Source organism: Chloroflexus sp., assembly GCF_034431535.1.
Taxonomy (GTDB): Bacteria; Chloroflexota; Chloroflexia; order Chloroflexales; family Chloroflexaceae; genus Chloroflexus.
Window position 1 is genome coordinate 15248 of the sequence record NZ_DAOUDC010000005.1, and the last position, 14214, is coordinate 29461.

Below are 14214 nucleotides of genomic sequence, written 5' to 3' on the forward strand. Positions count from 1 at the left end.
GATGGGCCGGCGGTTGCCTATTGGCGTCGAGTATCGATCCGGATTACCGCGACACAAGCGGGATCATCACGTGGTGTTGCGCCGGCAGCGTTTCAATTGGCACGGCGTAGGCCAGCGACGGCAAGCCAGCGTTATCGATGAACCGGACGTACATTGTGGTTGTGTCGAGCGGAACCGTAGCGAGCGACAGGTCGTTATTCAGCGGTAACGTTATCTCAGGTGCGTAAGGCAAGCGGAGCGCACTGGTAAAGGCACGTTGGAGGCTCACCTCAACGGCGCGGGTTGCTTGTGGCGCTTGGGCGCGAATGATGAGGGTTTGGCCATTCAGACGCGCCGGTTCGGTGAGATGGTATTCCGGCGCCGGGCCAAGCCCGCTGACCGTCACGGTTTGCGTGACGATCCCAGAGGTATTGCCGGCCAGATTGACTGCACGAAACTCAACCACATACTCGCCATCGTAGAGCGGCAGCTCGAACTGCGCTAGCTCGCTCGCATTGTTGTATGTGCCATCCACCGGCTCAACGAATTGCCAGTCGCTCTGATCCACGCGATACTCAATCGCGGTGATCGGATTAACGCTCACATCAGGTTGCACTGGCGAAGGATAGGGCAGATCGCGCGCCGCCAGCTTAACCAGCGGACGCTGGCCCGGCGCTTGCTGCACGGCAGTCAGCGTCAGCGACGGCATCGTATCAAGCACATCAATGATCCCATCACTATCACTATCACGGTAGCCAAGCTGCACCCGCGCCGAGGCATCGACGGCGCCGGTGATGAAGCTGTTGATCAATTCCCGCATAATACTGGATTCATTAGTGCCGCAGTTGTTAAACATGCTGTTGGTTGTGGGGGCAAACAGATAGCCGCTACGCTGATCGCATCTGACTCCGGCGGCGCTGTATTGATCAAGCGCGCCGAAGAGATGGGCGAATTCGTGGGCAATCACTGCCCGCAGCCACTGGATGCTATACGGGCCGGCATCAGAAGTAATCACGCTAAAGGGGCCATTGAGATACGCATACGCGAAGCGATTATCGGCGAAGTAACCATCATCACGCGCGCTATTGACGATAAAGAACGTTGTCGCCCAATCAGCACCACGCTGGTCGCGCAAGTCAAACGCCGCTTGGAAGGCTTGTTCAAAATAGTTGTTGCTGGTGTACCCCAATGCCCACAAGACATCACTAATCCAAAGGCTCTCTTGCGCCAAGCCATAGCGGATCGGCTCGTAGCGGGTCGGCACAACTTGCACCACCAGATCGAACTCGAGGCGGGCAGCGGGCAGCCGTTCACGCCACCAATCGAGGGCAGTGCGCACTTGGGCGGTCACCTGCTCGATCTGATCCGCCGTCCAATCTTCCCTCGAAGGATCAACCACGCCATTGCTCTCTGGCAGCACTAACCGCACGGCAACGCGCCCTGCGAGGTACTGGCTGGGCAAGCGTAGGTCTTGTTCGCTATCGACAGCAAACGCGAGTGATGCCGGCATCGGGGCAATAAGTACGTCATCAACCGGCAGCGGCAAGTTCGGTTCCCCCTGCGGGGCGGCGTGGAGGGCGGGGATAGGCGCGATGACCAAGCAAAGCAGCAGGCTGAGAAGAAGGTTAGCACGCATAGCGGCCTCGCTCGGCTAGAATGAGAGTGAGTGGCAAAGCCGTTTCTTGATGTCACTGTACCGTGCGTAAGCGCAGATGCCGAGGGGCGAAAGAGTCCTGTCGTTGCTCTACAGGGAGGGGCATCCGGTAACGACAGGAAATAGGAGCAGCGTACTAGTACTAATTGTTCAATCAGCGATAGCGGTAGCGGCGTTGGTAAGCATTACTTTAACTGAGTGACGCTGTACAATACAGTTGGGATACACGTTACGCAGCGCTATCCACGGAGGAGGCCGGATGGGATCGTTACTCTCGTGGTTGATGCAGATTCAGCACCCAAACGAAGATGTCGTCCGGCGCGGGCGGATCATTCTGGTGTTAGCCTTGTTTGCCAATGCCATGGCGATCATCGCAATTCCATTAGTGCTGATCGCAACGCCACAAACCGCATTTGAACTTGTCGCGGTTAATCTGCTCGGGCTAGTCGTCTACACGGCGGTGACGATCCTTGCCCGGAAAGGGTTGGTATCGGTAAGCGGGGTCGTCTTTGCAAGCGTCATTTCGTTGCTCACGCTGATTGCCACCTTTGGCTTTTCCAACGATAACACCACCTCATACAGTTCGCCCTTCTTTCTGACCTTTCCCATCATCATCGCTGGGATGGTGCTGAAACCGGCTTTGGTGTGGCTAGCGTTTCTGTTCAATCTGGCCGGTTTGCTCATTGCATGGCGGTTGACCGGCATTCCGCTGTTTGTCGGCCCCTTTGAGAGCGCGCTCCAGAGTGCAGCGATCCTACTGTTGTTTGGCACAACGCTCTTTGCCTTTGTGGGCGGGCGCATCACTGAGCAGGCGTTGCGCGAAACACGCCGGTTTCGTGAAGAAGCCAGCCGGAACGCCTTCCGATTTACGGCGCTCAATGCCGGGTTAGAGATGGAAATCGTGGAGCGAACCACAGCATTGCAAGCAACGTTACGTGATCTCGAGCAGCGCACGGCGGCCCAAGCTCGCTTGCTGGCCGAGAATGAGCAGCAGCGGCAGGTCATCCGCGAGCTGAGCGTGCCGGTGCTGCCGGTGCGCGATACGATCTTGGTGATTCCGCTGATTGGCCCGCTCGATCCGGCGCGCCTCGCCGATCTGCAGCAACAGGCGCTCCGCCAGATTGTCCAGACTGGTGCATGTGATCTACTGCTCGATATCACCGGCGTGCCGGCCATCGATCCGTAGGTCGCGCAAGGCTTGCTGCAAGTGGCTGCCTCTGCCCGGCTGATGGGAACGAGGGTAACGCTGGCTGGAATCAGGCCGGAAGTAGCGCAAAGCTTGGTGAGTCTCGGCATTGATCTCCAAGAGGTGCGCACCGCGAGCACCTTGCAGGCGGCTTTAGCCCAACAGTAGGTGGTTAGGAAACCTACGGCGCGTAGCCAAGCGATACCGAAAAAGGTATAATTGAGCTTACAGACCGAATCCTTGCACATACTTGCAGGAGACGCTATGCAATCCTTCTTTGCGTGGCTAACCCAGATTCAAAGCACGGATGAAGACGATATGCGCCGCGGCCGCACCACGATCATAGTGGCGCTAGTGATGATTGGGTTAGCAGTGCTCGCCATCCCGATCAGCTTGTTGAGCGATACTGCGCTCAGGGGAGGTGCCATTATTACGATCGGCATTACTGCCTATCTTGTGACTATCGCCGTCACCCGGTCGGGCCGGGCTAATCTCGGCGGTTTCATTCTGATCACCTTTATCATCCTGCCGATTTTAGCCCCGATTGCGATCAGCACTTCACCAACCAGTTCCTATACATCGCCCTTCTACCTGCTCCTCTCACTGCTTGTAGCCGGCTTGACCTTGCGCCCGGCACTGATATGGGTGGTCTTGGCGATCAATATCGTGGGGTTATTCATTACGTGGAACATTGCCGGAATACCGCTGTTCGCCAATGCGATAGAAACCTCGCTGAAAGCGGCGGCAGTCTTTTTGCAAATCGGCGCCGCGCTCTTCACCTTTGTCGGCGGAAAAATTACCGATGGCGCGCTGCAAGAAGCGCGGCGGCTGCGCGAGGAGGCGGGGCAGAGCGCGGCTCGCTTGGCAGAGTTGAATGCCAGCTTGGAGGTGCAAGTTGCACAGCGTACGGCAGCGTTGCAAACAGCGTTGCGCGATCTCGAACTACGCGCAGCGGAACAGGCCCGCCTGCTGGCCGAGAATGAACATCAGCGGCAGGCCATCCGCGAGCTGAGCGTGCCGGTCTTGCCGGTGCGCGATACCACCTTGGTGATGCCGCTGATTGGCGCGATTGATACCACCCGCCTAAGCGATATGCAGGAGCATGCGCTCGATCAGATTGAACAGACCGGTGCGCGTGAACTATTGATCGATGTTACCGGCGTTCCGGTGATCGATACACAAGTGGCCAAGGGGCTGATTCAGCTTGTGGAAGCGGCGCGCTTGATGGGGACGCGGGTGATGCTGGCTGGGATTCGGCCCGAAGTGGCTCAGACGCTGGTTTCGCTCGGCGTGGATTTGAGCAGTATTCTCACCTTCAGCACGTTACAGGCGGCACTGGTGAAGCGGTCATAGCCACGAAAAGACACAAACAACACAAATTTTTTGGGATGATCGGCCTTCATCACCCGCCGCTACCTTCTTTTTAAGGGGCGGACAGAACATCTGATCGGGAACCCGGCCCTGATGGGCCGAGCTAGGATGACGAAGCCCGATGCGCGGGCGATGGCCCTCACCACTAGCCCCGCTCACACAGGCGCGGGTTCAAGGGCGGACAGAACGTATGAGCGTAAATGTGGTTGATGGCGTTGCTATCACCGTTTCGCCCTCACCACTAGCCCCGCTCACACAGGTGCGGGAGAGGGTAGCAGAGCTACGCTTTGAGGCATTGCACTGCGATCAACGGTTGTACTCAATGTTTTGTCCGCCCCGCTGTCTCCTTCTCCCACGGTGCGGGAGAGGGGACAGGATACGTATTCGCCAAGCACGAGCGCGAAGAGCGCGTGCTTTACGCCGATGGCGCATCCTCTTGTTCGCCGGACGGCGGGGCAAGCTGCGGCAACACCCCGCTATCGCCGAGCAAGCCGGTGCGCAGGTAGACCATCAGTTTCTTGCGAGTGTCGGCAATATCGTTGCTGCGCATGTGCAACTGGCCGATCCGATCTTGCGGGGTAAAGCTGGCTTCACCCTTCTCCATCGTCAACCGGCTGGGATCGTAGGTTAAATTCGGCGAGCTGGTATCGAGGATCGAGTAGTCGTTGCCGCGGCGCAGGCCAATTGTCACTTCGCCGGTGATCAGGCGGGCCACCCAACGCTGCAACGACTCGCGGATCATCATCGCCTGCGGGTCAAACCAGCGTCCGGCGTAGAGCAAGCGGCCCAGTTTGCGCCCGTACTCGCGGTACTGGTCAATGGTATCTTCGTTGTGGATGCCGGTCACCAACCGCTCGTAGGCGATGAAGAGCAACGCCATACCCGGCGCTTCATAGATCCCGCGGCTCTTGGCCTCGATAATCCGGTTCTCGATCTGATCGCTCATACCTAGCCCGTGCCGCCCGCCGATCCGGTTGGCCTCGGCCATCAAGGCGACGTGATCGGGGAAAGTTACACCGTTAATCGCCACCGGAAAGCCCTCTTCAAAGGTAATTCGCACCTCTTCGTACTCGATCGGCACCTCAGGACGCCAAAAGGCGACTCCCATGATCGGGTTGACGATAGTGATATTGCGGTCGAGAAATTCGAGATCCTTGGCCTCGTGAGTCGCCCCCAGCATATTCGAGTCGGTCGAATAGGCCTTCTCTGCCGGCATGCGGTACTCAAGACCGGCTTGGCTCAAGTAGGCCGACATCTCGGCCCGCCCGCCCAATTCGTCGATAAAGGCTTGGTCAAGCCATGGCTTATAGATGCGCAATTCAGGGTTGACGAGCAAGCCGTAGCGGTAAAACCGCTCAATATCGTTGCCCTTGTAGGTGCTGCCATCGCCCCAGATATTGACGCCATCTTCGCGCATCGCCGCCACCAGCATCGTGCCGGTGACCGCGCGGCCCAGCGGGGTCGTGTTAAAATAGGGTAGGCTGGCGGTGGAAATGTGGAACGCGCCGCACTGGAGCGCGGCCAAACCCTCGGCCACCAACTGATGGCGGCAATCGATCAGGCGCGCCGCCTCGGCGCCATACATTAAGGCCCGGCGCGGAATGTCTTCGTAGTCAGGCTCGTCAGGCTGGCCCAGATTAGCGGTGTAGGCGTAAGGGATCGCGCCTTTGGCGCGCATCCAGTGGATCGCGGCGCTAGTGTCAAGGCCGCCGGAAAAGGCGATACCGATCTTCTCACCAACCGGCAGGTGTTGCAATATTTTGGCCATGGCGCTACTCGTTTCTGGTCTGCGAAATGATGTTCACTCGTTCCGCCGTATTATAGCAGGGAAGTATACACCCTACGACGCTGCAACCAAACGCAGCCGAGATGGTACAATAATTATAAAATATTGGTTAAACAACGGCTGATTTATTAATCGAGCATTGCTATGGATCTACGCGCGCGCCTCATTCTCTCACTTTCACCGCTGCTGGTGGCGCTGGTGATTATGGGGGTGGTGGCTCTCTACTCACAGCAACGCGTTGCTGCGGCCATTGCAGCAGTTGACCGCAGCGCCAGCGATCTCGTGCAAGTAGCCCAAGGTGAGTCGCTCATTTTGTTTGAACAGTATCATGTCAGTGAATTGATCACTGGACATGAGCTTGATCGGAGCCGGATCGATCAGATTCGCGCCGCAACGAGCAAGTTCTTCTCGACGTACACCCAACTTGATAGCGGTTTCATTGAGTTAGAACTTGTGGCGCGCTATAATGTGATGGTCGAACAACACGATGCTGCGTTGGTCTTCCTTGATCGCGGCGATCGCCAACGCGCTCAAGAGTTGATTAGTTCTACTGATTATCATCGCAATATCCGGGCCATCCACAGCTTGGCAATCGGCGCACAACGCGAGTACGAAACGCGCTACATGCAGCGCATAGCAGCGCTCGAACGGATCGCGAACGAAAGATTCTGGATCGCATCAGCATTGGTCGGTGTTGCGGTGTTGATGGCGCTGGCCTTGGCCGTATCGTTGATCTGGCAGGTCGGCAAGAGCGTCGATCGGCTGACCGCTGACGCCGAACGCTTAGCGCATACTGACGATCGTGGCCAGCTCAGCGCCGTTAGTTCGATCAACCAACTCCAGCGGCTGCGCGATGCCTTCCAGTATCTCCTCGACACGAATCACGATCGCCAACAGCAACTCACTGCCGCGATAGAGGCTCAGCAAGCCCAGCTTGAGCGCGAAGTGCAATTGCAGGCGACGATCCGGGCGCTCAGCCTGCCGATAACGCCGCTCGGCCCGCAGACGATTTTTGTGCCGCTGGTCGGCCATTTCGACGCCGAACGCAGCAAACAGCTTGAGCAAACGGTGCTCAACGCGATCCAACAGCGGCGGGCGCGCACGGTGGTGATTGATATCAATGGTCTAGCGACGCTTGATGCGCACAGTATTGCGACGCTGATCCGGGTTGGGCGCGGGGCGCGTCTGCTCGGCGCACAAAGCATTTTGGTCGGCACCCGGCCCGAACAGGCGCTGCTCCTTGCCGATATGCCGTCTAACCTATTCCGGTTTGCCCGTGATATTCCGGCTGCGCTGAGTCTCGCTGGCTAACACTCTGCTATAATGCAGTGCGTTATCGCCCATGGTACGAAGGAGGCCATAGCATGCACATCGTGGTGTGTCTCAAGCAGGTCCCCCGCGACAATTCGGTCAAGATCCGGCCCGATCTGACCATTGACGCCGAGGGGATTGAGAAGATCATTAACCTCTTTGATGAATACGCTCTCGAAGAGGGGATTCGCTGGAACGAGCAGCACGGCGGCAAGGTGACGGCACTATCGATCGGCACCTCTGAATGGGTTGAGCAGTTGCGGCGGGCGCTGGCGATGGGAGCGACCGATGCGCTGTTACTGAGCGATCCGGCCTTTGCCCAGCTCGATACGATTGCCGCTGCGCGGGTGGCCGCCGCCGCGATCCGCAAGCTCGGCGATGTGGATGTGGTGATTACCGGTCGCAATAGCACCGACGATGAGAGCGGCGCGTTCGCGCCGGCGCTGGCCCGCTTGCTCGGCTGGCCGCAATTGACCTACGTCGGCAAAGTGCTCGAACTCCAGCCGGGTGGCACGGTCAAGGTCGAACGCCACCTCGAAAGTGTGATCGAGACGGTAGCGTGCCGCTTGCCGGCAGTGATGTCGGTGATTAAGGATATTAACGAACCGCGTTACCCGTCGTTGCTCAAGATCAAGCGCGTGGCCAAGGTTGAGCCGCCGGTATGGACGGCAGCCGATCTAGGATTGAGCGCCGCCGATCTGACTCCAGCCGCCCAACTGGCCGAGCGGGTGCCGCCGCCGCCACGCCCGAAGGGCGAGATGATCGATGGCCCCGACGCTGCCGCCAAGGTGCGCAAGCTGGTCGATAAGTTGCTGGAGTATCAGGTTATTTAAGCGCGGAAAGGAGCCGATCATGAGCAACGTGTTGGTTATTCTCGAAGCAGTCGGCGATGATCTGGCCGCCATTTCGCGCGAATTGCTCGGCAAAGGGCGGCAGTTGGCCGATGCGTTGGGCGGCTCGCTGGCGGCGCTGGCGATCGGCCCCACGACCGCGGTCGCGGCGCGGGCCGGCCAGTTTGGCGCCGATCAGGTCTATACCGTCAATGCGCCGGCGCTGGCTCAGTACACCACCGATGGCTACGTCGCAGCGGCGAAGGCAGTGGTGGAGGCATGCAATCCGGCGCTGATTCTGGCCGGCACGAGCTTCCAGATGCGCGATTTTGGCGCGGCGCTGGCCACCGATCTCAATGCTGGCTTGGTCGTTGACGCGACCGATCTGCAGGTAGTAGATGGCGCGATCCGGGCCACGCGCCCATCGCACGGCGGCAATGTGATCAATACCTACCAGTTTGCCGCCGGCAAGCCGGTGGTGGCGCTGGTGCGCAAGCAGAGCTTCCCCGAAGCCGCGGCCCAGCCCGATCGCAGCGCGCCGGTGACGGAATTGGCGGTTGCGAACCTCACCCCGCGCACTGAGGTGCAGGCGGTGGCGCCGAAGGCCGGCGCAGTCAACCTGACTGATGCGGCGATTATCGTCACCGGCGGGCGTGGGTTGGGCAACAAAGACAACTACTACCGCCTGATCCCGCCGCTGGCCGAGGCGCTGGGTGGCGCGTATGGCGCCTCGCGCGCGATCGTGGACGATGGCTGGGTGCCGTATGAGCATCAGGTCGGCCAGACTGGCAAGACGGTCAGCCCCAAACTGTACATCGCCGCTGGCGTCAGCGGCGCGATCCAGCATTTGGCCGGCATGCGCACCAGCCGCACGATCGTGGCGATCAACAAAGACCCCGAAGCGCCGATCTTCCGCATCGCTACTCTCGGCGTGGTCGGTGATGTCAACGAGATGTTGCCGTTGCTGACCGAAGAGGTCAAGGCGCGGTTGAACCGGTAACGAAGGTATCACCCTCACCCCTATGCCCCCTCTCGCACCATGTGGGAGAGGGGGATTTTTGCACGAAAAGGAGGAAATTATGCTGCTGATGGCTGTAATGCCCTCACCCCCAGCCCCCTTTCGCTTTCGGGGGTAGGTATTTGCGGTGAGTCAGCCCACCTCCGCGCACCCCGATCCGTGGTGCATCCTGACGGATCTGGCCCCTGGTATTGCCAACCGTGCGAGGGATGGCCTGTGCGCGTGGTGCGAACCGGGCTTCCCATGCACCAGGCGCGGTGGCTGGCAGGGGGCAGATAATCCGCACGACCGACCCCGACCGCGCCGCGCGGCGGTGGCTCGCCCGCGCGCTGGTCAGGTCTGGATGATGACCATCGGCGCCGATCGGGAAACTGGCCCGCCAGCATCCTGCCCAGACCTACCGGATCGCCGCCCGGTGCTAGGTGGCATCCAACACGACCGGATGCGCCCCATCCGGCCGGGTCGCCGTGGCTGGTGGTGGCTGCTCGGCCACGTGATCTAGCAGGGGCCGCTGCCCATGCCACAGCAGGTGGTTCCCGAACCGTGGCCGATGACCCCCGCCCTCGCGCGCGCGGGATCACCCGTCCGCACCGATGACCACCGAGCACCGGTTCTCGCAGCAGGAGGTGATCCGATGAAATACCTACCCCCGAAAGAGCGGGGAGGGGGATTGGAGCCTCCCCCCCCCAGCGGGGGGCTGGATGGTTTTTGTGCATTTTGTGGCTTTTCGTAGCTGTTCATCCCGCGCAGCGGGCGATGGCTGCACTGCTACGCCACCTTTGCCTTTGCCGCCGGCAACGCACGCGCCAACGCATCTTGGAGAGTGGCAAAGGTCTGGATGCCTTGCAAATCGATATTCATTGCTACGAGTGCTTGGGCAACTTCCGGGCGGATGCCGATGAGACATACTTGTGCGCCAAGCAGACGCGCCGCTTGGACGATAGCGATTACGCCCTTGGCACCGCTTCGTCAACAACCGGCACGCCGGTAATATCGATACAATAGCACCCGCGCGCGCCATTGATCGATAGCGTCAAGCGCCCGTTGATTGATGTCGTCAAGCCGTCGGCGATCAAGCTCACCGATGAGCGGCATGACCAAAATATGATCCCGTCACCGGCAAAATCGGCACACTTAGGTTGCGGATGACTTCGCGCTGTTGTTCGAGGGCGGCGCGCATCCGTGACTGCTCGTAAAATTGCGCTTCAGGTTTGCTGACTGTCTGGCGCAAATCGCTGGTGCGTTGGGCGACTTGCTGTTCGAGTCCTTGCTTGATCTGCTGCAACTCGGCGTTAGTTTGTTCGCTCTGCTGCAACGCGGTTTCTAGACGGATATAGTTTTGCCACAGGAGCAGCAGAATAATCGCCACGACCATCGAGGTAATAAGGATGGTGGGCGGGCCCATCAGTTCGATGGTAATGGGCGTGAATAGATGAAGGTAGACGCCGAAGGAGACAATAAATATGGCCAAGACAAGAGCGGCGATATTCATGACGCGAAGCACTTCCCGACCAAGATACGGTTGCGCGAGTGCAATCATCATTAGCGGTCCTAAGATCGGCACCACGAGCATCTCTGGCGCCACAATCGCGATCAAGAGCGCATACGCAGCGATCGCGCCGCACATCAGATAAATGGCGGTTTGAATATGGTCTTGCCGGTTGAGCCAAAGTGAAACGAGTTGCGCTGCTAGGCACACCCCGCCGCCAGCCGCAAGGATATAGAGCTGAGTCAGTGCGAAGAATGCACCGGCAACAAGAAACACCACAATGGTGATGCTCGTAGCTACGACAGCCTAGACCAGAAATTGGCGTAAGGGTTGGCTGCTGCGCGAAACCGCTCCGAGCCGAACTGTCATAACGACTACCCCCACTAAAGATCACTCCGCGCAGGTGATTTCATTGAAGCGATCCTGCTTCCACCACAATCAACTCCCGCGGGAATGTGGTCAACGACCGACTGCCTTCGGCGGTGATCACGACGTCATCCTCGATTCGCACGCCAAACCGGCCCGGCAGGTAGATGCCCGGTTCGACAGTGAAGGTTGTACCCGGTAATAACGGCGCATCGCTACCGGCGACGATATTCGGTAATTCGTGGGTTTCGCGGCCAAGCCCATGGCCGGTGCGGTGGACAAACGCTGCGCCGTAGCCGGCAGCCTCGATTACGTTGCGTGCAGCGATGTCAATCTCCGCGCCGCTGGCGCCGGGACGGGCAGCAGCGCGGCCAGCGGCATTGGCGGCCAGCACAATCTCGTAGACGTGGCGCGCTGCTGGTTCTGGCTCACCGATGGCAATCGTGCGGGTGATGTCGGAATGATAACCGTGATACACGGCGCCGCAATCGATAATGACCAGATCACCGGGTTGCAGCAGCCGGTCGCTGTTTTCGTGATGCGGGTTAGCGGCATTTGGGCCGCTGGCCATCATATTGGCAAAGCTTTCGCTGTCGGCCCCCGCCGCTATGATCGCGTCGCTCAGCATCCGCGACAGCGCACGTTCACTGATGCCGGGACGCACCTGCGCGATGAAGACGTGCAAGGCCTGCTCGACTATCGCGACCGCCCGTTCCATCAACGCTAGTTCCTCAGCGTCTTTGACCATGCGCAGCTCGCTCAGCAACGGGTCAACGTCGCTGGTCTGCAAACCGGGGGTGACTGTCTCGAGCGCGCGCAGCTCCATCACCCGCATCACCGTATACTCAACCGCCAGCGGCTTGGCCGGTGCGCCGGAGCCAAATGCGGCCTCCATACCTGCGGCGAGTGCCCGCAGCGGCCCTTCGGCATCGCTCCACGCTACATATTGCATCGCAAACGGCGCCGCTGCGCGCACCCGCTCCAGTTCGAGCTGCGGCACGACCATCACCGGTTGAGCGCCGCTGGCCGGGATCAGCAGCAGGGTCAATCGTTTGCCGGGGTGAAATTGCAAGCCGGTCAGATAGGCGAGATTGGTGGCCGGCATCAGGGCCGCACCGGCCCATCCACCTTCCGCGAGGCGGTCGATCAACCGCTGAAGACGTGCTGGCATCATGGCCTCCCTCGCTCAGAACTGCGGCAACTGGCCGCGGGCCGCCAACTCTTGCGGCAACAAGAGTGCGTAGAGCATCTCGTTGACCGGAACTGGCACCCCCACTTCGCGGGACAGACGCACCAACGCCCCATTCTGGCTCGCCAATTCAGACGGTCTTCCGGCGATAATGTCGCGTTGCAGCGACGCGGTTCCTTCGTAGGGCATGCTATCAATAAACGCCATCATATTTGGTACTGCGTCGTCAGGCATCGCGATTCCGCGGGCATGGGCAACAGCAACGACCTCTTGCAGGCACCGCTCAACCAGCGGGCGCGTCTCTGGCAATGACCGCCACACGCCAATCGGGGCGCGCGTCGTGGCGCCAAATCCACTCCACGCGCAGATTAACATAAATTTTTGCCAGAGCGCGACGTGAATATCGGCGGGCAGGCTGCCGCGAATGCCGGCGCTCTCAAACGCTGCCTTGATGCGCAATAAGCGCGGTGTCTGCCGGTTATCGAGTTCACCAAAATCGATCGAGGTTGGGTTAACGCCGGCGTGAACGATCACCCCCGGCGCTTCGCGATACGCAATGATCCGGCAGAGACCGGCCAAGGCATGTTCACGCCCAAGTACTTCGGCCAGCTCGTTGGGTGCATCAACGCCATTCAGCAGCGGCAGCACCGCTGTGTCGGGGCCAATCAGCGGACGCATCATTTCAGCCACTTCGCGCACTTGCCAGCCTTTGACCGCGACAATCACCAAATCGACCGGCCCCACCTCAGCCGGATTATCGGTTGCCTTGACTTCGGGCAAGGTAAAATCGCCGGCAATGCTGCGCACGCGCAACCCGTGCTGCTGCATCGCCGCTAAATGCTCGCCGCGAGCAATGAAAAAAACATCGTGTCCAGCCTGCGCCAAACGTCCGCCGAAATAGCCGCCGACGCCGCCAACGCCAACGATCGCAATACGCATTGGTTCAACAGTAGTCATAGTTCTCAGCTATTGCAATTCAACAATGATCGACAACGTTCCCAGCCGTAATTCCTCGCCGTGCCGCACCGGCTGGGGTTGGCGCGGCAACAGTTTCCGCCCGCCGGCAAAACTGCCGTTGGTGCTATCCAGGTCTTCATAATAGACCTGCCCCTGCTGGACGAAGAACCGTCCGTGCCGGCGGCCTACGCCGCGTTCAAGCCCGCCGTGTGGGGTAAGGTCGATATCAGGGTAGAAGTTGCTCACCGGATCGGCCCGCCCGATCAGCGCCTGTGCCGCCGCTGGCAAGAGGAGCACAGTGCCATCAGCTAGCCGCAACCGCGCTCCAGCCAATGAACTGCGCACCGGTGGCGGTGGTATTGTCGGCGGTGGCGCCGGGCGCGGTGGTGGTGCTGCCGGCGCTGGTGGTGGCGTTGGACGTGGGGGTGCCGCTGCGGGAATCGCTGCCGGCGGCGGCGTGGTAGGTTGCATCGTCACCGGTTGCGGTGGGGGGTAGACCGGCTGCGGCGGCGCGCCGGGGAAGGGGAGATCCGGTGCAGGTGATGCGGCGACCGGCGGCGCGTGAAACAATGGCGCGCCACAATTATCGCAAAAGGCTTCCCCCGGAATCACACCCGACCCGCACTGCGGGCAACTGGTCGGACCGGCGCTCACCGGCCCGCTCATCGTCGGGGCCGGTTTGGGGGTAGAAGACGCCGGCGTTGGCGCGCGCGCCGGCACCGGAATCAACTGCGCGCCGCACTGATCGCAGAAGCGAGCGCTATCAGGGTTAGCTACTCCACACTGCGGGCAGAATGGCATTGCTCTCCTCCATCTGCTGAGCGATTGTTTGCGAGATATGACTAGGGTTGTGTCACTGAGGTTGCAGTCCTATATGCATGCCATTCCGATAGCGTTGCTGATGAGACCACTATAGCATAAGATGAGCAATCGTGGTTTGCGCCAATTTCCTGTTGTCATTGCGAGCGTAGCGTAAGCGCGGCGAAGCAATCCCCCGCGAACGCGGGAGTAGTGCGTTCAGGCATCCGTGCCGCTGAAGCGGGAGACTGCTGCGGTCGGGTGGCACCCAGCGTAGCTG

At 60.0% G+C, this 14214-nt stretch carries 13 protein-coding genes and 1 pseudogene; 7 read left to right on the top strand and 7 right to left on the bottom strand.

Going from position 1 to position 14214, the window contains the following annotated elements; translation table 11 throughout:
• Nucleotides 1-43: 43 nt before the first annotated feature.
• Nucleotides 44-1615: a hypothetical protein gene (locus U9R61_RS00970; RefSeq protein WP_322486957.1), complete on the bottom strand. Its 1572-nt coding sequence runs from the start codon at nt 1613-1615 to the stop codon at nt 44-46.
• A gap of 277 nt (nt 1616-1892) precedes the next feature.
• Here U9R61_RS00970 and U9R61_RS00975 point away from each other — a divergent pair, with 277 nt between their 5' ends.
• The 3 genes from U9R61_RS00975 (at nt 1893) to U9R61_RS00985 (ending at nt 4172) form a co-directional block, all read left to right on the top strand.
• On the top strand, nt 1893-2819 hold the full coding sequence (locus U9R61_RS00975) for an STAS domain-containing protein (RefSeq protein ID WP_322486958.1): 927 nt from the start codon (nt 1893-1895) through the stop codon (nt 2817-2819).
• Between the two features lie 21 nt (nt 2820-2840).
• Nucleotides 2841-2987, top strand: coding sequence for a hypothetical protein (locus U9R61_RS00980; protein ID WP_322486959.1), 147 nt, complete (start codon nt 2841-2843; stop codon nt 2985-2987).
• A 96-nt stretch (nt 2988-3083) separates the two neighbouring features.
• Nucleotides 3084-4172, top strand: coding sequence for an STAS domain-containing protein (locus tag U9R61_RS00985; protein WP_322486960.1), 1089 nt, complete (start codon nt 3084-3086; stop codon nt 4170-4172).
• 433 nt (nt 4173-4605) lie between these two features.
• Here the strand turns inward: U9R61_RS00985 and argG are convergent, their stop codons facing one another.
• A complete protein-coding gene (argG, locus tag U9R61_RS00990; protein WP_322486961.1) occupies nt 4606-5958 on the bottom strand; it encodes an argininosuccinate synthase in 1353 nt (450 codons plus the stop codon).
• Nucleotides 5959-6120: 162 nt separating this feature from the next.
• Between argG and U9R61_RS00995 the strand changes: the two genes are divergently transcribed.
• From U9R61_RS00995 to U9R61_RS01010, 4 genes are all read left to right on the top strand, one after another.
• A complete protein-coding gene (locus U9R61_RS00995; protein ID WP_322486962.1) occupies nt 6121-7287 on the top strand; it encodes an STAS domain-containing protein in 1167 nt (388 codons plus the stop codon).
• Nucleotides 7288-7340: 53 nt separating this feature from the next.
• Nucleotides 7341-8120 (top strand): electron transfer flavoprotein subunit beta/FixA family protein, encoded by a 780-nt coding sequence (locus tag U9R61_RS01000; protein WP_322486963.1) that lies wholly within the window; start codon nt 7341-7343, stop codon nt 8118-8120.
• Between the two features lie 19 nt (nt 8121-8139).
• Nucleotides 8140-9117 (top strand): electron transfer flavoprotein subunit alpha/FixB family protein, encoded by a 978-nt coding sequence (locus tag U9R61_RS01005; RefSeq protein WP_322486964.1) that lies wholly within the window; start codon nt 8140-8142, stop codon nt 9115-9117.
• Between the two features lie 331 nt (nt 9118-9448).
• Nucleotides 9449-9637: a hypothetical protein gene (locus U9R61_RS01010; RefSeq protein ID WP_322486965.1), complete on the top strand. Its 189-nt coding sequence runs from the start codon at nt 9449-9451 to the stop codon at nt 9635-9637.
• Nucleotides 9638-9903: 266 nt separating this feature from the next.
• On the opposite strand, the pseudogene U9R61_RS19875 reads toward U9R61_RS01010, so the two are convergent.
• The 5 genes and pseudogenes from U9R61_RS19875 to U9R61_RS01030 all read right to left on the bottom strand — a co-directional run.
• Nucleotides 9904-10089 (bottom strand): annotated as a pseudogene (locus U9R61_RS19875) (hypothetical protein); the annotation flags it as partial.
• Between the two features lie 124 nt (nt 10090-10213).
• Complete coding sequence (locus tag U9R61_RS01015) at nt 10214-10903, bottom strand: hypothetical protein (protein ID WP_322486966.1); 690 nt, start codon at nt 10901-10903, stop codon at nt 10214-10216.
• Nucleotides 10904-11033: 130 nt separating this feature from the next.
• Nucleotides 11034-12161 (bottom strand): Xaa-Pro peptidase family protein, encoded by a 1128-nt coding sequence (locus U9R61_RS01020; protein ID WP_322486967.1) that lies wholly within the window; start codon nt 12159-12161, stop codon nt 11034-11036.
• 15 nt (nt 12162-12176) lie between these two features.
• Nucleotides 12177-13136 (bottom strand): 2-dehydropantoate 2-reductase, encoded by a 960-nt coding sequence (locus U9R61_RS01025; RefSeq protein WP_322486968.1) that lies wholly within the window; start codon nt 13134-13136, stop codon nt 12177-12179.
• Between the two features lie 9 nt (nt 13137-13145).
• On the bottom strand, nt 13146-13937 hold the full coding sequence (locus U9R61_RS01030) for a zinc-ribbon domain-containing protein (RefSeq protein ID WP_322486969.1): 792 nt from the start codon (nt 13935-13937) through the stop codon (nt 13146-13148).
• Nucleotides 13938-14214 lie beyond the last annotated feature (277 nt).

Bases quoted from the DNA above. Each gene is read 5' to 3' on its own strand.
- U9R61_RS00970 (WP_322486957.1), bottom strand. From the start codon at position 1,615: ATGCGTGCTAACCTTCTTCTCAGCCTGCTGCTTTGCTTGGTCATCGCG.
- U9R61_RS00995 (WP_322486962.1), top strand. From the start codon at position 6,121: ATGGATCTACGCGCGCGCCTCATTCTCTCACTTTCACCGCTGCTGGTG.
- U9R61_RS01030 (WP_322486969.1), bottom strand. From the start codon at position 13,937: ATGCCATTCTGCCCGCAGTGTGGAGTAGCTAACCCTGATAGCGCTCGC.
- U9R61_RS01005 (WP_322486964.1), top strand. From the start codon at position 8,140: ATGAGCAACGTGTTGGTTATTCTCGAAGCAGTCGGCGATGATCTGGCC.
- U9R61_RS01020 (WP_322486967.1), bottom strand. From the start codon at position 12,161: ATGCCAGCACGTCTTCAGCGGTTGATCGACCGCCTCGCGGAAGGTGGA.
- U9R61_RS01025 (WP_322486968.1), bottom strand. From the start codon at position 13,136: ATGACTACTGTTGAACCAATGCGTATTGCGATCGTTGGCGTTGGCGGC.
- U9R61_RS00975 (WP_322486958.1), top strand. From the start codon at position 1,893: ATGGGATCGTTACTCTCGTGGTTGATGCAGATTCAGCACCCAAACGAA.
- U9R61_RS00985 (WP_322486960.1), top strand. From the start codon at position 3,084: ATGCAATCCTTCTTTGCGTGGCTAACCCAGATTCAAAGCACGGATGAA.
- argG (WP_322486961.1), bottom strand. From the start codon at position 5,958: ATGGCCAAAATATTGCAACACCTGCCGGTTGGTGAGAAGATCGGTATC.
- U9R61_RS01000 (WP_322486963.1), top strand. From the start codon at position 7,341: ATGCACATCGTGGTGTGTCTCAAGCAGGTCCCCCGCGACAATTCGGTC.